The 18,541-nt window shown below is 45.3% G+C and carries 17 protein-coding genes; 2 read left to right on the forward strand and 15 right to left on the reverse strand.

The window, feature by feature from the left end:
- Positions 1 to 17 precede the first annotated feature (17 nt).
- The 4 genes from ACESPQ_RS09235 to ACESPQ_RS09250 all read right to left on the reverse strand — a co-directional run bounded on the left by ACESPQ_RS09235 (position 18) and on the right by ACESPQ_RS09250 (position 1,648).
- A complete protein-coding gene (locus ACESPQ_RS09235) occupies positions 18 to 236 on the reverse strand; it encodes a FeoA family protein (protein ID WP_002610530.1) in 219 nt (72 codons plus the stop codon).
- A 13-nt stretch (positions 237 to 249) separates the two neighbouring features.
- A complete protein-coding gene (locus tag ACESPQ_RS09240) occupies positions 250 to 462 on the reverse strand; it encodes a FeoA family protein (RefSeq protein ID WP_002610528.1) in 213 nt (70 codons plus the stop codon).
- A gap of 201 nt (positions 463 to 663) precedes the next feature.
- On the reverse strand, positions 664 to 1,083 hold the full coding sequence (locus tag ACESPQ_RS09245) for a flavodoxin (RefSeq protein WP_002610526.1): 420 nt from the start codon (positions 1,081 to 1,083) through the stop codon (positions 664 to 666).
- A 16-nt stretch (positions 1,084 to 1,099) separates the two neighbouring features.
- Positions 1,100 to 1,648: a DUF3793 family protein gene (locus ACESPQ_RS09250; protein WP_002610524.1), complete on the reverse strand. Its 549-nt coding sequence runs from the start codon at positions 1,646 to 1,648 to the stop codon at positions 1,100 to 1,102.
- A gap of 536 nt (positions 1,649 to 2,184) precedes the next feature.
- Here ACESPQ_RS09250 and ACESPQ_RS09255 point away from each other — a divergent pair.
- A complete protein-coding gene (locus ACESPQ_RS09255) occupies positions 2,185 to 2,526 on the forward strand; it encodes a FeoB-associated Cys-rich membrane protein (protein ID WP_002610522.1) in 342 nt (113 codons plus the stop codon).
- Entirely contained in the window at positions 2,519 to 2,923 is a 405-nt protein-coding gene (locus tag ACESPQ_RS09260; protein ID WP_233105410.1) for a winged helix-turn-helix transcriptional regulator, read from the forward strand. The genes ACESPQ_RS09255 and ACESPQ_RS09260 overlap by 8 nt, the downstream gene beginning before the upstream one ends.
- A gap of 42 nt (positions 2,924 to 2,965) precedes the next feature.
- Here the strand turns inward: ACESPQ_RS09260 and ACESPQ_RS09265 are convergent, their stop codons facing one another.
- The 11 genes from ACESPQ_RS09265 to ACESPQ_RS09315 all read right to left on the reverse strand — a co-directional run bounded on the left by ACESPQ_RS09265 (position 2,966) and on the right by ACESPQ_RS09315 (position 18,288).
- A complete protein-coding gene (locus ACESPQ_RS09265) occupies positions 2,966 to 3,145 on the reverse strand; it encodes a rubredoxin-like domain-containing protein (protein WP_002610519.1) in 180 nt (59 codons plus the stop codon).
- 59 nt (positions 3,146 to 3,204) lie between these two features.
- A complete protein-coding gene (locus ACESPQ_RS09270; RefSeq protein WP_002610518.1) occupies positions 3,205 to 4,503 on the reverse strand; it encodes an O-acetylhomoserine aminocarboxypropyltransferase/cysteine synthase family protein in 1,299 nt (432 codons plus the stop codon).
- 341 nt (positions 4,504 to 4,844) lie between these two features.
- The gene (locus ACESPQ_RS09275; RefSeq protein WP_002610516.1) at positions 4,845 to 5,663 is read right to left on the reverse strand and encodes an LPXTG cell wall anchor domain-containing protein; all 819 of its coding nucleotides are present in this window, start codon (positions 5,661 to 5,663) and stop codon (positions 4,845 to 4,847) included.
- Positions 5,664 to 5,697: 34 nt separating this feature from the next.
- On the reverse strand, positions 5,698 to 7,659 hold the full coding sequence (locus ACESPQ_RS09280) for a M60 family metallopeptidase (protein ID WP_373144288.1): 1,962 nt from the start codon (positions 7,657 to 7,659) through the stop codon (positions 5,698 to 5,700).
- A 3-nt stretch (positions 7,660 to 7,662) separates the two neighbouring features.
- Positions 7,663 to 10,992: a fibronectin type III domain-containing protein gene (locus tag ACESPQ_RS09285; RefSeq protein WP_373144290.1), complete on the reverse strand. Its 3,330-nt coding sequence runs from the start codon at positions 10,990 to 10,992 to the stop codon at positions 7,663 to 7,665.
- 349 nt (positions 10,993 to 11,341) lie between these two features.
- The gene (locus tag ACESPQ_RS09290) at positions 11,342 to 14,419 is read right to left on the reverse strand and encodes an ABC transporter ATP-binding protein/permease (RefSeq protein ID WP_002610511.1); all 3,078 of its coding nucleotides are present in this window, start codon (positions 14,417 to 14,419) and stop codon (positions 11,342 to 11,344) included.
- A 268-nt stretch (positions 14,420 to 14,687) separates the two neighbouring features.
- Positions 14,688 to 15,869, reverse strand: a complete 1,182-nt coding sequence (locus ACESPQ_RS09295) for a MalY/PatB family protein (protein WP_257327740.1) — start codon at positions 15,867 to 15,869, stop codon at positions 14,688 to 14,690.
- The gene (locus ACESPQ_RS09300) at positions 15,866 to 16,714 is read right to left on the reverse strand and encodes a DUF3737 family protein (RefSeq protein WP_002610508.1); all 849 of its coding nucleotides are present in this window, start codon (positions 16,712 to 16,714) and stop codon (positions 15,866 to 15,868) included. Before ACESPQ_RS09300 ends, ACESPQ_RS09295 begins: the two co-directional genes overlap by 4 nt.
- 40 nt (positions 16,715 to 16,754) lie before the next feature.
- A complete protein-coding gene (locus ACESPQ_RS09305; protein WP_257334874.1) occupies positions 16,755 to 17,300 on the reverse strand; it encodes a flavodoxin family protein in 546 nt (181 codons plus the stop codon).
- A gap of 373 nt (positions 17,301 to 17,673) precedes the next feature.
- On the reverse strand, positions 17,674 to 18,033 hold the full coding sequence (locus ACESPQ_RS09310) for a hypothetical protein (protein ID WP_002610505.1): 360 nt from the start codon (positions 18,031 to 18,033) through the stop codon (positions 17,674 to 17,676).
- Positions 18,034 to 18,063: 30 nt separating this feature from the next.
- Entirely contained in the window at positions 18,064 to 18,288 is a 225-nt protein-coding gene (locus tag ACESPQ_RS09315) for a hypothetical protein (protein ID WP_002610504.1), read from the reverse strand.
- Between the last annotated feature and the right edge of the window lie 253 nt (positions 18,289 to 18,541).

Below are 18,541 nucleotides of genomic sequence, written 5' to 3' on the forward strand. Positions count from 1 at the left end.
TTCAAAAAAAATACATGTTATTCCACTTCGATCAGTGCCGCATCCGCCTTACGGATACTCAGCTCATAACCGCGCACGGTAAGCTCGATTGGATCTCCCAGCGGAGCAACCTTGCGGATATACACTTCCGTGTTTTTGGTAAGTCCCATATCCATCAGCTTTTTCTTAACCGGCCCGGTAGAATTTAGTCTGCGGATCGTGACACTGTTTCCAGGTTTTACTTCCTTTAATGTCATGCTCATTTCCCTCCTATTTCACATGGATGCGGTTGGACAGGCTCTTATCCAATGCAATCCGTGTATCCTTTACATGGATGATGACATTGCCGCTCAGCTCATTCACCACGCTTACGTCAGCACCCTCTACAAAACCAAGTGCCGCCAGATGACTGCGAACCTCATCCTTACCATTCACCTTTGCGATTTGAAAGTTTTTTCCAATCGGTGCAGCTGTCAGTACCATATGTCAACCTCCTTTGTTAGCAAACGCTAACCTTTCACACCCAAATATTAGCACAGGCTAACATGCCTGTCAACCAGTTTTTTCCTTGTATGCCCTTTCAGTCTTCGACTGTCAAGGAATATGCCCGAAGATAACTGTAAAGAAACGATTTTATCAAAGGCTTTCTAAACGAAATGCAGACCGAATGATCTGCACACGTTTTTATGCATTGGCGAAGCGTTCTCCCAAGGACTCACAGGCATCCAGGCCGTCAGCATCCGGTGTGTAATTTATAATCAGTCCGTTTTCAAACAGATTGGCTCCGGCTGCTTCCACACGTTCCTCCCAGCTCTGCATCCATTCACCGCTGCCCCATCCGTAGGAGCCAAACAGCGCAACCTTTTTATTCATCAGAGTTCCTTCTGCCTGCATGAAGAAGGGTTCAAATTCTGACTCCTCCAGTACCTCCGCGCCCATGGCAGGACATCCGAAGATAATGTAATCATATGCGGATACATCCGGCTGATCTGCGACATGAACGACATCAGCATGCTTTCCTGCCTTTTCAACGCCCTGTGCAACAGCATTTGCCATAGCCTCTGTATTTCCGGTTCCTGACCAGTATGCGATAAGAATATTCATGTGATTCCATCCTTTCCTAAGCTGTTATCAGCTGTTCCAGAGGAATGCCTTCCTGCAGTTTTTCCAGAGTACATTCCATGCTCTGCAGAAAGCGTGCCGTTGTTTTTCTCGCACGGGAGAGATTGTGATAAATCTTCCAGTATCCGATTTCCTGATAATTTTTTCCGTTGTTCTGTATAAACGACACAACATCATCCAGCGGATATCCGAGAAAGACACCGATTTCATGAGGAAAGCATTCCTTGCACATATGTTCCTGCAGATGATAAAGCGCCTGTCTGGTCGTCACAAAGCCGTATCCGAAAGCAGACAGAAACTGCTGTATATCCTCCTGACACAGATGCGTATCCAGAAGATCCTTGTGATATACGAGGATCAGCTTGAAATCAGGTGAATGCTTCATAATCTGAAGATAAATCCGTTTTGGATTCAGACAGCGGTTATATGCCAGAACAAATTCTTCTACATTTCCAACTTCACTATCTCTGCAGCTGAACAGACAGGAAGGCTTCATACCCTCCAATGTTGGTGCTGCATAGTATGCAATCAGTTCAACAAACGACACGATGTTTCCTCCTTTATGTTAGATTAGTCTAACTATAGTTCTAATAAGAAACAGAGGAATCCCTCTGCCTATTAAGTTATCTTAATCTAACTTATGGAATAAGTATACTTCATCAGGGCTCCGTATGTCAATCTCTTTTGAAGCTTTTTTGCATTCCTTCTTACGACGTTCCTTTTCTGAAAGCATGATTCTTCTTTCTATTTTGTGATCGCTTATCGTATGTGTCCTCTAAAGCCACTTATCGCTCTTTTTACATCCTTTTTTTCTATCCTATGTTTTTGAATGCTTTTATGAGTCCTTGTAAGGCTGCTCTTAGCATATTCTGATAGAGATCATCGCAGTATGTGAGCGCAGGCAGCTTATAAAAAGAGCATGCTTATCATAAGGAATGCGTTCATCAAGCAGGCAAGCAGAAAATGGATACAACAGGTTTTCGCATCCCCTTCTGCATACGGCAAGAGCGATTGCATACAGGAAATGGCATTGACACATTTTGTTAGCCGTGTTAAACTTCATCTGAAAAAGGGGGTGAGATGATGGCAACCATCATCATACTCATACTACTCGTTTTGTATATTGTCTTTGCCTTCCATCGGTCAAGAAAAAGAATAAAAAACGGCTGCTGCGGTGGCGGCGGACCTGTATTCAGAGACAGCGTACAGACGGATCAATATGCAATACATGAGCAGTATCATATACACGGTATGCATTGTGAAAGCTGCGCGGCAAGCATTGAACACAGACTTAATCAGATGCAGGATACGGCTGCCCTTGTAAATCTTCAAAAGGAAGTTGTCGATGTATACAGCAATCATCCGCTCAATAAAGAGGAGCTGTTTCAAGCCATTCAAGCATTGGGGTATGAAGCGTATGAGTGATATCAGCTATAATCGCCGCGTTCACTATTACATCGCCCTGTATGAGTTGTTTCAGGAGCAGGAATGCCTGCACTGCGTGGATATCGCAAGAAAGCTGTCCATCTCACTGCCGGCTGCCAGCCGTATGCTACAAAAGCTGATCAGTGAAGGTTTGATTGAGAAAAAAAGCTATCAGAGCATCTGTCTTACACAGGCTGGAAAGGGACAGCTGCAGAAAACCTATCACACATATTGCGAGCTGATTTCCTATTTTTCCCGCATACCCACTTTCACCGAGGAGGACCGTCTGGAAAGCTCCCTTCTCTGCCTGGGTTCCTTTCCGCATTCCCGCATCGAAAAGCTGGTCAGGAGTGCAGACTGTATAGGAACAGAAAAAGGGTGTCAAACACTTAGATAACACATAAGTGATGACACCTTTTTTTGTATGCAGATCAGATTTTTATTTTTCTTCCTTGACCGCAAAATACTGATTGGTTGCTGCTGTGATTTCCGTTGCCAGATCACGCTGCTGGAAGCTCTCTTTTCCGCTGTCGCATAACGGGCACAGATAATCATCCGCTTCCTTTGTGAAATCCTCACCGTCATAGGTGTATCCACAAATACTGCACATCCATGTCATATCGTATGTCCTCACTTTCTCTGTGAATTATTATACACAAGAAATGCACATCTGTCATTTTATTTGCCAGCTGATATAGCTGTGAATCCCTGCCGCAGGTCTTCCAGTATATCGTCAATATGCTCAGTGCCAATGGAAAGCCGTACAGTCTGCGGTGTGATTTTAACAGCTGCCAGCTCCTGTGCACTCATCTGTGAATGGGTTGTGGAGGCCGGATGAATTACAAGGGATTTCACGTCCGCCACATTTGCAAGCAGCGAGAAAACGGACAGAGATTCCGTGAAGGTTCTCGCCTGTTCCTCACTTCCCTTTATCTCAAAGGTGAAGATGGATGCGCCTCCCTTTGGATAATAGCGATCATACAGTTCTTTCTCTCTCCCCTGTGCAAGAGAGGGATGATGCACCGCAGCCACCTTAGGCTGCTTCTGCAGAAAGTCAACGACCTTTCCTGCATTTTCTACGTGGCGTTCCACACGCAGAGATAATGTCTCCAGCCCCTGCAGCAGCAGAAATGAATTGAACGGGGACAGACATGCTCCCTGATCACGCATCAATGTAGTCCGGATCTTCATGATATAGGCGATATTCCCCACGGCTTGCGTAAAGACAATGCCGTGATAGGAAGGATTAGGTTTTGACAGCCCCGGGAATTTATCGTTCTGTGCCCAGTCAAAGCGTCCTCCGTCCACAATGACACCGCCCATAACCGTGCCATGTCCGCCGATGAACTTGGTTGCGGAATGGACAACGATATCCGCTCCGTGCTCGAGCGGACGGAATAAAAACGGTGTGGCAAATGTGTTATCGACAATCACCGGAATACCATGACGATGGGCGATTTCTGAAACAGCCTCCAGATCGATGATATCCGCATTCGGATTTCCAAGGGATTCCAGATACACAGCCTTTGTATTATCCTGAATGGCTTCTTCAAAGTTTTTCGGATCACTTCCGTCCACAAACGAAGTCGTGATGCCGCTGTCTGTCAGTGTGTTGGCAAACAGATTATAGGTTCCCCCGTAGACCGTAGAGGAGGAAACGATATGATCGCCGCAGGTCACGATATTGCGGATTGCATAATCGATTGCCGCAGACCCGGATGCCGTAGCCAAAGCCGCAGCGCCATTCTCCAACGCGGCCATCCGCTGTTCAAACACATCCGATGTCGGATTCATCAGACGGCTGTAGATATTGCCCCCCTCACGTAAGGCGAAACGCTGTGCTGCCTGCTCGGAATCTTTGAATACATAGGATGTTGTCGCATAGATCGGTACTGCTCTTGCATCGGTTGCGCTGTCTGGCTCCTCCTGTCCGGCATGCAGCTGCAGGGTTTCAAATTTATATGCTTTCTCTTTCATATTGCTCCCTCTCTTTCAAATACCTAGTGTTTTAGTAGGCTTATTGAAATTATACGGGGTGAATGCATGGATGTCAATAAATTTTCACAGTTTTATGAAAATAATGTCATCAATACTGAAAATTATTTCATAAAGGCGTATTGTCTTTCTAAATAGCCTCTGCATGACACAAATATCATTACTGCGACAGCGACTGTACAGCATATCGCATGGAGAAACCTGCAAATCGCTTCTTTGCTGCTTACCATAAGGAAAGCACATGATACAAGATATCCAGCTTAAGCAAACTGTAAAAAAAGAGTCAGGGAAACCATATTGAATTCCCTTGACCCTCTCCTTCTTTACTTGATTTGCAGTTCTTTTTTCTTTTTCAAAATCAAGAGGATACCGCCTGCCACAAGAGCACCGAGCATGCCTAATGCGTATATCTGCGCCTGTGTTTTATCACCCGTATCGACACCCTTTTCCGCTTTTTCCACACTTCCCTTATTCTGAGCTTTCTCAGATGTATCTGCCTTTGAAGCATCAAGAGGTGTGTTCTCCTGAGAGTTATCAGGTTTACCCGTATCCGGAATGTCCGGTTTTCCTTCCGGCGTACTTTCCTTGTCATTCTCCTGCGGTTTATTTGTATCCGGAGTTTCTGAAGGCACATTGTTATCACCGGAACCTGCTTTTTCTATCGTAACCGGTGCGATTGCATCCATACCGGATACCTCATTGACCGCATATACATCGTTTACGGTTTTCAGACTGTCTTCGATTACACTTACTTCCGCCTTAGTTCCAGCGGCAAGCTTCAATTCCACCATTCCAAGATGCAATTCATCCTGTGCATACAGATGCTCATCACCGGAAAGATAGATGGTCAGCCTCCCGGTATCCTCCTGATAGCGCCATTCCTGTACATCGCTTTTGATATCACGGTGAAACCTGAACTGTACATGTTCTTTCAGTACCTTCCCCTGCTTCGCCTTGATCTGAAAGCTCAGTTGTAAGGAACGTATCGTATCCTTGGTATCGGATGGTATGAGTACAGCCTCTACCTGATTCTCCTTCGCGGTAAGGATAATTTTTTCAATCGTATCCGCCTGGATGGCGATGGGACCTGCCAGCAGGCAAATCAGTAACAGGGATACTCCTCGCTGCAGCCATGTTTTCATCAGCCTTCTCCTTTCTTTTCCTTGCTTTTCAGTATTATTTTGTCAATGTGATTTCCGGCAAAATCTCCGGAATCTTGACGAGCAGGGTATCGCTGACCAGCCGCTGTCCCTCATTGGTCAGGGCATTGTCTACACGATACAGCTCTGCACGGACTTTTTCAGGCAGCTGCTCACTGTTCAAATCTTTTTCTGCAATCCAGTATACCCAGGTACCCTCGGAAACCTCACCAAGCAATGCATTCTGTGGATTTGGGGCAAAAATAACCTGATTGGCAATCAGAGAACCCTCTGCGTCTGTTCCGCCGATAATATTTCCTGCTTCATCATACAGCATAACGACATTATAAGCCGGGTTTCCCTTATAAGTTCCTGTAAAAATCAGAGATCCCTTTTCAATCTTCTGTTCCTCATGCGTTTCATCTTTCTCCTGAAGGATAACATCTTCTTTCAGAATACCGATTGACGCTGTCTCTGCCGCTTCCTCATTATAAAATTCGATATTATCACCCGTTGGTCCCAGAATATCCAATTCCGGAATGACCAGTGTGCTGTTTTTCTTGTTTAAGGCAGTGATACGTACATAAACAGCATCATAGGTTACTATCCATGGGTCGTTGTCCGCATTTTGGAAATAGACAGTTGCCACATCATCCTTAAAGTCGAAGGTTCCTTCTTTAAGCTTTTTAAATGTTTTGCCATCCTGACTGATTTCAATCCTGTAATCTGTCATATCATAACGTTCATCCGTACCGCGGTGATAACGCAGGGCTGTCACTTCCGTGGTTTTCCCCATATTGATCGTAATCTGCGGATCCGCATTTGTAGATGCACCGATATAGGTGTTTTCTTCTGCCGTGCCGTCATCAATCATGCGGTATGCCGCTGATTTCAGCTGTGGAGCACATGGATCCTCGCCTTCTGCCGGCTTCTGTTCATCATCTTTTGACAGCATATTCGTCGTGATGGTCCAGCTGTCCTTAACCTGACTGCCGTCACCCTCTACCTTGACTGGAGAAACCTGTACGGCCGCTGAGCGGTTCAGGAATTTATCAAACGCAGTCACCTTATAGGAAACAGAGCGGTTGCTTACTGGACCCAGCTGATCTGTGAATTTGTTGTCCATGGTAAATCCGACAACCTCGTCCTTTTGCTTTCCCTGATCATAGGTCGTTCTTACAATTTCATAACCGAGAATTGCATCTGCCTGATCTGCAGTATTGCCCAGTGTCAGTGTTACACTGGAGCGATCATTCTTTGAAACAGATGCAGTGGCAACATCCCTGCCGCTGATACCTTCACTTGCGCCATGCTCGATTTCATAGGCACGTGCTTCATCATTTACATAATAGATGGCGCGTGCTTCCTTTTCAAACTGCTGCATATATGCTTTGGTATCCGCATCCATCACCATACCCCAGCGCTGGAAGAAGTCACTCAAATCCTTTTCTGCCGCAGCACTCGCCAACCGCATGATATTCTGCTCGGCATCCTTGCCAAGTGTCAGCTTGATACCATTAGGAGCAGGTGCCAATGCTGTATTTCTTGCATAGCTGTCTACGCGCGCAAAGAACAGATTTTTGAATATTTCATCATAATCCGCATAGGTTCTGTAATTATATCCGTGATCATATGCCAGATGCAGCTGCCAGTACATTCCAAGCTGTGTGAATACATTGTCACTCCGCCCCGTTACATTGGATGTTACTTTTTTGTATACATCCTCATATTTGAACCGCACACCGTTATTCGTCTCATCTGCCTGTGCCAGAAGGGAGAAATAATTATTTGTGATTTCAGCAATTGCATAGCTTCCCTGATTGATGTTATGTCCGATTTCATGAGCAATGCCCCAGCCGAAGTATGTTCCAACCCCGATTTTCTTTCCGTTTTCATCAACCTCTACCGGCTTGCTGTTCACCAGTCCGCGTGTGGAACCCCATTCCACACCGATATGATTGCCGGAAGCATACATAAAGGCGCCGTCAAACATTTTCATGTATCAAATATTCAAATGCTGTGCAGGTAAATGATTCTTGTCCTTCACATTTTGTGCAGTACCTTCCTTAAAGTTATCAGTGAGTCCCTTATGCTGATAGAAAAGCGTCATCATGTCATCCATTGCGTTAAGGGAAGCATTCAGCTTTTCAGCGCCTGCCTCTACAGAGCCGTCATTCACCGCATTCCAAACCTGAGATGCCGGTATGGAATACATCATCTGATCCAGCATGATATCCGTGATATTCAAAGCACACGTTTTCTCGTCGTATGCATAGGATACCTGCTCATTGCCCTCTGTTTTATGATCTTTCTCATGCTGCTGCTGCAAATTCGGGACAAAGTCTTGCAGCTCTTCGATGTAGGTACGGATTCTTTTCATCCGTTCTTCTTTATCCTTTACCTGATACAGATCAAGCGTTGGAACCCTTGTGCCTGAGCTGACTCTTACCGCATACTGATCCGTGTCCTTGTTTCCGTTATATTGAAGATAGAGCGCGCCACCCTTTTCAACATCGGTAGAAGTAATCTGCGGAATCGTTATTTCATTTCTGCCGATTTTCAAATTGCCGACCGTCTTGGCAAATCCGCTTGCCTCCGCATGCTGCTGTGTTGCAACAAGACTCAGGGAACTGTTCTGCCCGGTTTTCATTCCCGGATTTCCTACATAAATGACCAGCTCCTGTCCTGCATAAGCACTGATACCCAGCGGCTGCCATGCATTCAGACCACCTACAGAGATACCGGAATCTTTGTTTGAGCGAAGATTGGCATGTACTGCAATCGTATCGTTCAGCGTATCCTGTTCCGCATACAGCTGCTTCGCTGTATCCAGTTCCACCTGCAGTGCTTTTTGATCCGGATGATATTCTCCATGATCCTTGGTGTCAAGACGCTGCTGCAGTGTATTCAGAAGCTCTGTGTCCACATCCTTTGCCAGTGTCAGATGAAGATCATCAGCAAATAATGCCTGAATATCCGATTCCAGAGAATCGTATTGGAAGAAACGGATTTCTGCCACCATGATGTTTCTTACACCGCCGGATGTAGTCAGACCAAAACGCACGCGGCTTGTCTTAATCGGCTTTGCCAGCTTGATCACATAATATTTTCTTCCCTGTCCGTCATCCTTCTGTTGTATGCGAACATTCGATGCCTGTACTTCCTTATTCTGTTCACTGTCCCAATAGTAGATTGCCGCAGCTCCATAGCCGACCGTATCCATCGGTGCAGCCAGTGTGAAGCGATCCATTGTATACTCCTGATCCAGCTGTACGGTAGTCCCCCACTGCCACTGGTGATAGCTGACCGCGTCATCCCAGTCCTCTAAACGATAGTAGGACTCATAGCTGTCATCCACAAGACCGTTGGCACTTTGGGCATCTGTATCCAGACTGCTGTTTACCATGCTTCCGACAACATGCTTTGCAGAGACGATATGCTGTGTGAGCTTTCCTTCTCCGTTGGAATCATTGATCAGCTTATAGGAAGGCATCTGCGCACGCTTTACACTTAGCGTGGATGCCTTAACCTTCATGGAGCCTGGACCCTCTCCCAGTTCATTAACACCCGTGACGTACAGAATATACGTGGTTTCATCCTTTAAACCTTCCAGCGTGTAACTTGTTTTTGTGATATTGCTGATTTTTGTAAAGGAATCTCCGATCTCTTCTTTGTAGAATACATGATAGCCATCTGTATCCTTCATGTTTTTCCAGGATAAGCTTATGGAGCGGTAACCGCCGGACGCCTTTACATCATCCGGTGCTGCCGGCTTACTGCTGGTCTGTGGCGTCAATGTTATCGGTGCAGAATACCCGCTTTTCCAATCACAGTTCACAGACTGTACAGAAACCATATACTCCTTTTTGTTTTCCAGCTTGTCCTTTTTAAATTGTGTGACGGTCACACTTGGTACCGTTGTTTTGACAACCTCACGGTATCCGTCTGCCTCAATTCGCACCTCATAGCCCGTTACGTTTCTCTCCGGAGTCCATGAAACTGTGAATTTTTTATCTCCGGCAGTTCCCTGCAGATTTTTCGGTATATTCATCTCCGGCTCCGGAATACGTGTTTCCATGTCATTTAGAAATTCAACCTTGGAAATCTCGACCAGACTACCCTGCGCCTGTGTCGTTTTGGTTACCTTAATCGTCACCTTTTTCACTGCAATCTGATCACCGAGATGCACAATCAGATTTCCCCTCACATCCATTTCCACATAAGGAGAGGACGCAGCACGACGGGAACGGTAGTAATTTACAATTGGCACCTGCAACGGCTCATCCTGTCCCTCGATTTCAACAAGAATCATTCCATCCGCAATTTTGTTTACACTCTCAAGCGGTGCCTGAATGGTAAAGCCTTCCATGCGGATCGGGTTTTCATTCTGCTGAAAATCAAAGGTCAGCTGCAACGGATGGTCTGTGCTGATCGCCTGTCCGTCGGCATGTTTCAACGTCACAGCAGATTCCGCAGCCAATACATCCTCCAGCTTTCCGGAAACGAGTTGCGTTCCCGCTTCAATGGAAACACCTACAGCGCTTTTTGGAACTCTTCGTTCTATAGCGGAGGTTTGCTGCTTATATTCCCTGCGCTCATCATAGAGCCTCTGTAAATCCGCAAGATCCACCGTTCCATCCTGATTGATATCATAAATGCTGTCCGCACTTCCCCGATCCAGCGCATCTACGAAATCCTTGATTTGTACATTCGATGCCGCATATGCCAGCAATCCCGGCTGTACATCCTCAAACAGCTGCGGTGCTGTACCAAGATACAGCTGAATGCTTTGATCATACCCGTCCATCTGAAATATCTGCTCATATGTTCGATACCCTTTCGCAGCCACCTGCAGCGTATAGGTGCCTTTCGGAAGATTTTCGAAAACAGCAGATACAGCGGAAGCTCCCTGCGCAGCCTCCAGAACAGCAGTTCTTGTTTCCTCCTCACTGCCGTGCTTCAGCGTCAGTTGAAAGCTCTGACGCTCAGACAATCCTTTACCTGTTAAAAAAGAAACGGTAATACTGCCGTTGATCTGTTTTCGAACAGGCTCCTCTTTGCCCTCATTGCTATTTTGTTCTATGGGAGTTGTTCGTGGTTTCTCATCTTTTTGATCCTGCGTCTGCGTTTCTTCCTCCGAAACATTCTGTACCGGCTGTTCCTGTTCTACAGCTGCTTCCGGTTGCGGTTCCACATTCTGCACCTGCACTTCATCTGACACTTCTGCAGGTCCTTCAGACTCTGTTTCAGCCTTCATATAGCCGGAAGAAGAACCAAGTGTTAGTTGCATCAGCATACATCCAGCCAGGATCAGGGAAAACCATCGTTTCATAACTCTCCATCCCTTTCTCTGTAAGAGCTGCACAGATAACCATATGCAGCATTACTGTAAAATTATAACCGTTTTTGCTTTCTTAAGGCAATAAAAAAGCTCTTTTTTTATCAAATAGGTTATAATTTAAGCTATAAAACTAACATAAAAAAAACAAATGCTTCGCAAAGGTTATGCTTTATGTATATTTGCTGTGATCAGGAGAGCAGATATATGATGGTATGAGAATTTCAGTCTTTAAAAAAACAATGCACATCGTCAGCCTGATAAAAAAAGCTGCGGGAGTATACTCACACACAGCTGTATTTCTGTTTCATTGAAAATTCTGAAATTCTATATAACAATCAGCTTATTCTGTACGCAGGGCGGTAACCGGATCCTCCTGAGCCGCCTTCTTCGATGGGATCAAACCGCCAATCAGTGTCAGAATGACACTCAGGACAATCAATATGACACCGCCTGCCAGCGGTAAAGCAGCACTGACCTCCACATTTCCTGCCAGATGGTGAATGAGCATATTGCCAGGTATGAGCAGCAGCAGGGTGATTATGATTCCAAGCAGACCTGCCAGCAGACCAATGATGAATGTCTCCGCATTGAATACCTGCGAAATATTTTTCTTGGAGGCACCGATTGCACGCAGAATACCGATTTCCTTCTTTCGTTCCAGTACACTGATATAGGTGATAACACCAATCATGATGGACGATACCACAAGTGAGATGGCGACAAAGGCGATCAGTACATAGCTGATAACATTGATAATATCAGTCACCGAGGACATCAGTGTACCCACATAATCGGTATAGGAAATCACCTTGTCCTCATCCACCTTCTCCATATTTGCATTATAGCCATCCAGTACATCGATCACCTTCTGCTTACTTTCAAAATTCTTCGGATAGATGCTGATGCCGCCCGGCTTATCCAGATCGGCATATCCCAGATTTTTTAAATTACCGTCATAGGAGGAGACCTCTGTGGTCATAAGGGACATCATCAGCTCGGAAAGCTCTTCTTCATTCATATTCATTTTGATTGCCTTGGAAAATACGCTTGCGTCGATCTGAATTGCATCCTGCATACTGCTTGCAAGATTTCCAAGCTGGCTCTGCAGCTGTGTGCTCAATTCCTTTTGCAGCTGTGCTGTGAGTGTGGATGTATACTGTGTCATGATCGTCTGCATCTGCTTCTGCAGCTGTGCTTCAAACTGCCCGGTCAATCCGCTTTGCTGTAGCAGCGTGCTCATTTCCTTCTGAATCAGCGCCTGTGCAGAATCGCTCTGCAGATAGGCAAGGAAATATTCATTCATCCTGGTGGGATCAAGCAGTGCATGCTCGACCATATATTTCTGAAAATCCGTCTGCAATGCCGTTGCCAGCGACTGCAGCTGCTCCTGTGAAATCTGAACATCAAGACTGGACAGGATCCCTTGAAAATCAATCTGCGGCAGCTTGGACATATCCATCTTGATACCACTGAGATCAAGCTTGGACATATCCATATTCAGCTTACTCTGATCAAAGGAAAAGGCCTGCTTCAGCATCTGTGTATCCACCGTGAATAACGAATTCATATCGAATGCTTTGCTGCTTTTGTCTGTAAATGACTTCCCGGTAAATACATCCGTATTCGGCTTTGCCAGCTGTTTCTTCACGATTTCACTGTTCTTGGCCTGTTCGATCACATGCATCGTCAGCTCGGCCGGATAGCCGATTCCTGCCTTCAGCATCGTCGCGGTCGCTGAGCTGCTTGGCTGAACTACACCGACGATTTTTACATCTTCACCGTTTTGAACCAGCTGCTTCATATATTTCTTATCTTCTGTTTTATCCTTATACACATGATAGGTTTTATCATATACATAATAATCAGCGGCATCGACAAGCTTATAGGTGGTTCCCACAAGCTCCTCATAGCTGTAGGAGCGGCTCTCATCCGGAACGTTTACCTTCTCATCTCTGGAGAACTGCTCCACCATTTTGTCAAGCTCCTTATAGTCGCGAAGCCCCAGTGTGTACAGCATAAAATCATTGATATTGCCATTCTTTGTCAGAACGAGTACACATTCATTATACTGCTTCGGCCATCTCCCTGCCTTGATATCGTATTGATCCTCATACAGCCCGGTATCCTGCGGCATCTGATAAAACACATCCGTGCTCATCATGGAGGACATCATGCTGTTGGTGTTGCTGGAGGAGCCAAAGCCCAGTGAGGAAAAGGAGGTATCCGGATGTACCTGACGCACAGTATCCGTTTTCGTGCTGTAAATCTGCGGAGCCACTGTGTAGGTGTATTCAATCGAATTGGTATGTTCCTCGATATCGGTTTTTCCGCTGTCCAGATACTGCTTCAGTGATGTCAGATCATTGGAGCCGATTTTTGAAAACATGTTCGTAATCATTTGAGAAACATGAATTTTGTCTTCCTCATCATCCCCCTGCTTTTGGCCGGGATGGGCATCTGTCATCATGGATGTGATATCAAAGCCTGTACTCTGAATTTGCAGCGGATATTCAGACAGGGTTTCTTCCTCAATGGATTGAATATACTGATTCACACCGTTGGAAAGGGAAAGGATCAGTGCGATTCCGATAATTCCGATCGAACCGGCAAAGGAGGTCAGAATGGTTCTCGCCTTTTTGGTACGAAGATTATTAAAGCTCAGCGACAGTGAGGTCAGAAAGGACATGGAGGACTTCCCCATAGTTTCATGCTTGGGCGGTTCCAGCCCTTCCTCGCTTACTGCATAGGGATTGGAATCACTGCGAATCCTGCCATCCCGCAGCGATACGATACGGGTCGCATAATCCTGTGCCAGCTCCGGATTGTGGGTTACCATGACGACCAGGCGATCCTTGGCAACCTCCTTCAGCAGATTCATTACCTGTACACTTGTTTCACTGTCCAAAGCTCCGGTCGGCTCATCCGCCAGCAGGATATCCGGATCATTCACCAGTGCACGCGCTATGGCAACACGCTGCATCTGTCCGCCTGACATCTGATTCGGCTTTTTATGCCCCTGATTGCCAAGTCCAACCTCCTCCAGAGCCTTTCTGGCCTTTTCTCTTCGCTCGGCCTTGGATATACCGGAAATCGTCAATGCAAGCTCAACATTGGCCAGCACTGTCTGGTGCGGTATCAGATTATAGCTTTGAAACACAAAACCGATGGTATGATTTCGATACGAATCCCAATCTCTGTCACGGTATTTCTTTGTTGAAATTCCGTTGATGATCAAATCTCCCTGATCATAACGATCCAGTCCTCCGATGATATTCAAAAGCGTCGTTTTACCGGAGCCGCTCGGTCCCAGTATAGCGACAAACTCATTATCACGCAGATTCAGGCTAACGCCATCCAATGCCTTCTGGATCAAACTGCCTGTCTGATATTGTTTGTATATATTTTTTATCTGAAGCATAGAAAACATCCTCTCCTTAACAGTCCCCACTTTACACAAAAATAGGTTTGTTATGTGAATTATACCGCAAATGTGGCATGAAATACAGGAAAAGCTTTCAAGAATCATTTAAAATCACAGGATGTTATGATTTTATCAGACAGTTTCTGATCCTGCAGCAGCATGAGCTATGTGCTGAATCATAAGAAAAAGGAATCGATGCTATCCTGATGAAAACACCCGATTCCCTTAGTATACAGCACTTCCTGCTTCAAATGTTTCTATACGCTCAACGGCACTCTGAAAACTGCTTCGTAAATGCGCGATAGCCTTTTGACAGCCGCTTAAGCCCCGTGCGCATAAGTGCATTGGGACAGGCTATGTTGATTCTTATAAAATCCTCTCCGCTTTTTCCATAGGCAGAGCCTTTGGAAACAAGAAGCCCGTGTTCCTTATGCAGAAAATCACAAAACTGATCCACAAAGGGATGCAGTACATGGCAGTCAATCCACAGCAGATACGTCGCCTGCGATTCGACAGCATGCAGCTCAGGGAGCTGTGTTTTTAGATAGTGCTGTGCCGTTTTTTTATTGGCACTGATGTAATGGTTCAAATCCTTCAGCCAGTCCTTCCCCTCCATCCATGCGGCAATGGTTGCTTCACAGGCAAAAACATTTGGTTCCGCCACCTCATCCGTATGGAAGCCGCGCCATATCCGATTGCGTATCCCCTCATCCGCAATCACAACACAGGCAGCCTGTAATCCGGCAAGATTAAAAGCCTTGCTTGCGGACAGACAGGTAATACTGTTTTGCAGACATGATGCATTTACCGCGGCAAAGGGAAGATACTTTTTTCCAGGCTCACAGAGATCACAGTGAATCTCATCACTGATGACGATCACATGATGCTTTCTGCAGAGTGCATTGATCTGTGTCAGCTCCTCCCTGCTCCATATTTTACCAATCGGATTATGCGGATTGCACATGATCATCAGTGTTGTAAGCGGATCCTGCAGCTTCTGCTCCAGATCGATAAAGTCAATTTCATAGGTACCTCCCTCATACAGCAGCTCGCTGGCAAGAACCCTTCTGCCGTTGTTCACAATGGAATTATAAAAAATATTATATACTGGAGACAGCACTACCACCTTTTCCGCAGGCTGTGTCAGCCGTCGAACCATGGAAGAAATTGCCGGCACCACCCCGCTGCTGAACATCATCCATTCCCGTTCCATCGCAAAGCAGTGCTCCTGCCTCCACCATTCCTGAATACTTGTATAAAAGGCTTCCGGAACCTCACAATAGCCATAGATTCCTAGAGCTGCAGTATTCTGCATCGCTTTTTGTATACAGGGAGCTGTTCGAAAATCCATATCCGCCACCCACATGGCAATGGTATCCTCCTCTACATTCCATTTTAGAGAATTGGTGTTTCTTCGCTCAATGACGGTATCAAACAACGGATTCATGCACTCAGCTCCTGCACCTCGATCTGTGTTCCCGACGGATCCACATACTCTTTTTCCAATCGAATTTCCTTGATTTCTTTTGCACGAATTCTGCCTTCATATGGATTGGATATGCTTTCGATGGAGGAAGTGATATCTGCCTGTACCGATGAATACTCAAATGCCAGTGTGGTATTGAGGAGTTTACAGTTTTCCAGTACAACATGATCCATATAACACATTCCCTGCAGACTGTCGATGGTGCAATTCACAAAACGCACATTCTTTGCATTCCATCCCAGATATTCTCCGATAATCAATGAATCATAGACGGTTACATCTTCACAATTCCAGAAGGCATCCTTGGATAACAGCGTTGCATGATGAAGCTCCACATGCTTTGCACCGTCAAATGCATAGTTACCGGATAAGGTGAATTCATCAATGGTGATGTTTTCGGCATTCATCGCAAAATAGTCCCCGGCAGCATGTACTCGCTGTAGCCGGATATCGGAACAATTCCAGAAGGTTTCCTGAGCATTGGGAAGCTGTACATTCTCAAGTGTGATATCAGAGCATCTGCGAAATGTTTTCGGTGCCTGAAGAACACAATCCTTCATCGTGACATGTTCACTGTACCAGATACCGGAGCGTGCAGTTTCCATCAGCGTGATATGACTGCATTCTATATCGGTGCTATACCAAAGCGGATATTTCCACTTGAAGATGCTGTTGTGAAGACGAATATTGCGGCTTTCTTTTAACGGGGATTCCCCTTGCGCAAAGGTGCTATCCTCCACCTGTACATCCGATGCGTGAAATAATGCTCTCTCTCCTGTTAAATATGCCTGTTTTATAGTATCCATGCTTACTACCTCCTATTTTATTCAACCTGTGATATTTCCATCACGCTTTTTTTCCCAGCTCATAGGCTTCGTTTAAGATTTCGGGATGTTCAAGTACTGCATCCATACCATCGATCGAGGTACCATATACCACAGCCTTTAACCAACTCTTATCAAAGCAGTCAATCCAGCCCTGTAGACCCTTGATCACCCCGTCCATTGCATGTTGCTCAGAATCAGCGGCTGTCGTTAACAGATAGATATCTTTAAACTTATAAGGAATCGGAAACAACGGATTTGTCCGATCCAGCAAAGTTTTCATCTGTCCGCACATTTCATAGAAATATACCGGTGTTGCAAATGCGATAACATCCGCTGCTGCCATCTTTTGTATCAGGATATCCGCATCATCCGGCATTGCACACTGCCCCTGCCTGCTATGCTGGCATGCCATGCAGCCTGTGCAAAAATGCATAGCACAACCTTGCAGCGAACATTTTTCTACCATATGACCTGCCTCCTTCGCACCCTTTACAAATGCATCCGCAAGACGTTCGGAATTTCCATTTTTTCTTAAGCTCGTACTGATAACGATAATATTCTTCATAAAACTGCCTCCTTCTACCACGTTTGGTAAACTGTTTATGTTACAAATGATTTGGATAGACGATATAGCTTCCTACTCTACGGCATGAGCTTTATGCCTTTCCTTATGTGTGGTAACCTGTATTCTGTTCCTATCTGTTTTTATATCGGCTCCGCTGATGCGGAAGCCTGTTCCTTATACACAGACTTATCACTTGGCATACGTAACTCTAAATTATGCTTTTTTCGTTCTGCTTCCTTCCTGTATCCTTTGCTTTCTGTTTCACATATCGTTCCATAAAGCATTGTAGTTTTTGTATAGTATACATAAAGACCGGCAAACACAGTGAGTGTATAACAGAGGATTCCAAAAAATGCGGCAATATCCTTCCTTCTCATGTTCCACCTTCTGTATCCGATTTCAGCTCCTGTAAAACAGCATCCAGACAATCCAGCGTTTTCTTTATCCGATGTGCATTCTTCAGATGCTCATCGCGGCGCTCTTGTAACATTTCCTTTCTCAGCGCCCGGGTATCGCCTTCTGATTCTGCTAAGGAACAGTATGCTTTTATCGTTTGTATATCAAAGCCCAGTGCATGCAAACACAAACAGGTTTCCAGTCGCTGTACAGCGAAACAGCAAAGACGACCCCTTTCCAAATCATCTTCAAAGTCCTTCAATAACCCTGCATGAAGGAAGGCTTTGATCACATCCTCCGTCACAGCATACTGCCTGCAAAATTCTTTCATGTTCATATCCTCGCCTCCCTTCAGGAAGAATCTTCCTTATGTTTCGCTGTTCTCAATTTCATAGATCAGATAATCCATGCGGTCAACTGCTTTATATTCCTTTTCTATTTGTTCCTGCAATTGTTTGCAATACATCTCAAGCATAGCAACAGCTTCTTCTCTATGCGGCGATTCTATAAGTTTTTCATATTCCCGGATGATATCCTCTTGACAACCGCATTCCTTCATGTACCATAGTGTGTTTTCAATTCCCTTTTTCATTTTTCAATCCTCTATATAGTTTGTAATAATTTTCTAAATTACAGTAGTGTAAAACGATGATTATGGATACTCTTCGATCCGTAATCGTGACTGCTCTTTTTTCCTGTATGTCACATGCCACGCACTGTGGTATAATGGGGTATAGATTACAGCACCCGAAGAATAAAAAATGAAGCATTTCATTCTTTATGGTAGGTTGTTATAGCGCTATTATGGGAACTGTGCAGCATAATCGAACGGCTCTGCCCCATGA

It is taken from the genome of Clostridium sp. HGF2, assembly GCF_964240115.1.
GTDB classification, from domain to species: Bacteria; Bacillota_I; Bacilli_A; order Erysipelotrichales; family Erysipelotrichaceae; genus Clostridium_AQ; species Clostridium_AQ innocuum.

Excerpts from the sequence above, each read along its gene's own strand:
- ACESPQ_RS09260 (WP_233105410.1), top strand. The coding sequence starts at position 2,519 with ATGAGTGATATCAGCTATAATCGCCGCGTTCACTATTACATCGCCCTG.
- ACESPQ_RS09270 (WP_002610518.1), bottom strand. The coding sequence starts at position 4,503 with ATGAAAGAGAAAGCATATAAATTTGAAACCCTGCAGCTGCATGCCGGA.
- ACESPQ_RS09235 (WP_002610530.1), bottom strand. The coding sequence starts at position 236 with ATGACATTAAAGGAAGTAAAACCTGGAAACAGTGTCACGATCCGCAGA.
- ACESPQ_RS09285 (WP_373144290.1), bottom strand. The coding sequence starts at position 10,992 with ATGAAACGATGGTTTTCCCTGATCCTGGCTGGATGTATGCTGATGCAA.
- ACESPQ_RS09265 (WP_002610519.1), bottom strand. The coding sequence starts at position 3,145 with ATGACATGGATGTGCAGTATTTGTGGATACACCTATGACGGTGAGGAT.
- ACESPQ_RS09315 (WP_002610504.1), bottom strand. The coding sequence starts at position 18,288 with ATGAAAAAGGGAATTGAAAACACACTATGGTACATGAAGGAATGCGGT.
- ACESPQ_RS09245 (WP_002610526.1), bottom strand. The coding sequence starts at position 1,083 with ATGAATATTCTTATCGCATACTGGTCAGGAACCGGAAATACAGAGGCT.
- ACESPQ_RS09310 (WP_002610505.1), bottom strand. The coding sequence starts at position 18,033 with ATGAACATGAAAGAATTTTGCAGGCAGTATGCTGTGACGGAGGATGTG.
- ACESPQ_RS09280 (WP_373144288.1), bottom strand. The coding sequence starts at position 7,659 with ATGAAAATGTTTGACGGCGCCTTTATGTATGCTTCCGGCAATCATATC.
- ACESPQ_RS09275 (WP_002610516.1), bottom strand. The coding sequence starts at position 5,663 with ATGAAAACATGGCTGCAGCGAGGAGTATCCCTGTTACTGATTTGCCTG.
- ACESPQ_RS09290 (WP_002610511.1), bottom strand. The coding sequence starts at position 14,419 with ATGCTTCAGATAAAAAATATATACAAACAATATCAGACAGGCAGTTTG.
- ACESPQ_RS09295 (WP_257327740.1), bottom strand. The coding sequence starts at position 15,869 with ATGAATCCGTTGTTTGATACCGTCATTGAGCGAAGAAACACCAATTCT.
- ACESPQ_RS09255 (WP_002610522.1), top strand. The coding sequence starts at position 2,185 with ATGGCAACCATCATCATACTCATACTACTCGTTTTGTATATTGTCTTT.
- ACESPQ_RS09300 (WP_002610508.1), bottom strand. The coding sequence starts at position 16,714 with ATGGATACTATAAAACAGGCATATTTAACAGGAGAGAGAGCATTATTT.
- ACESPQ_RS09305 (WP_257334874.1), bottom strand. The coding sequence starts at position 17,300 with ATGAAGAATATTATCGTTATCAGTACGAGCTTAAGAAAAAATGGAAAT.
- ACESPQ_RS09240 (WP_002610528.1), bottom strand. The coding sequence starts at position 462 with ATGGTACTGACAGCTGCACCGATTGGAAAAAACTTTCAAATCGCAAAG.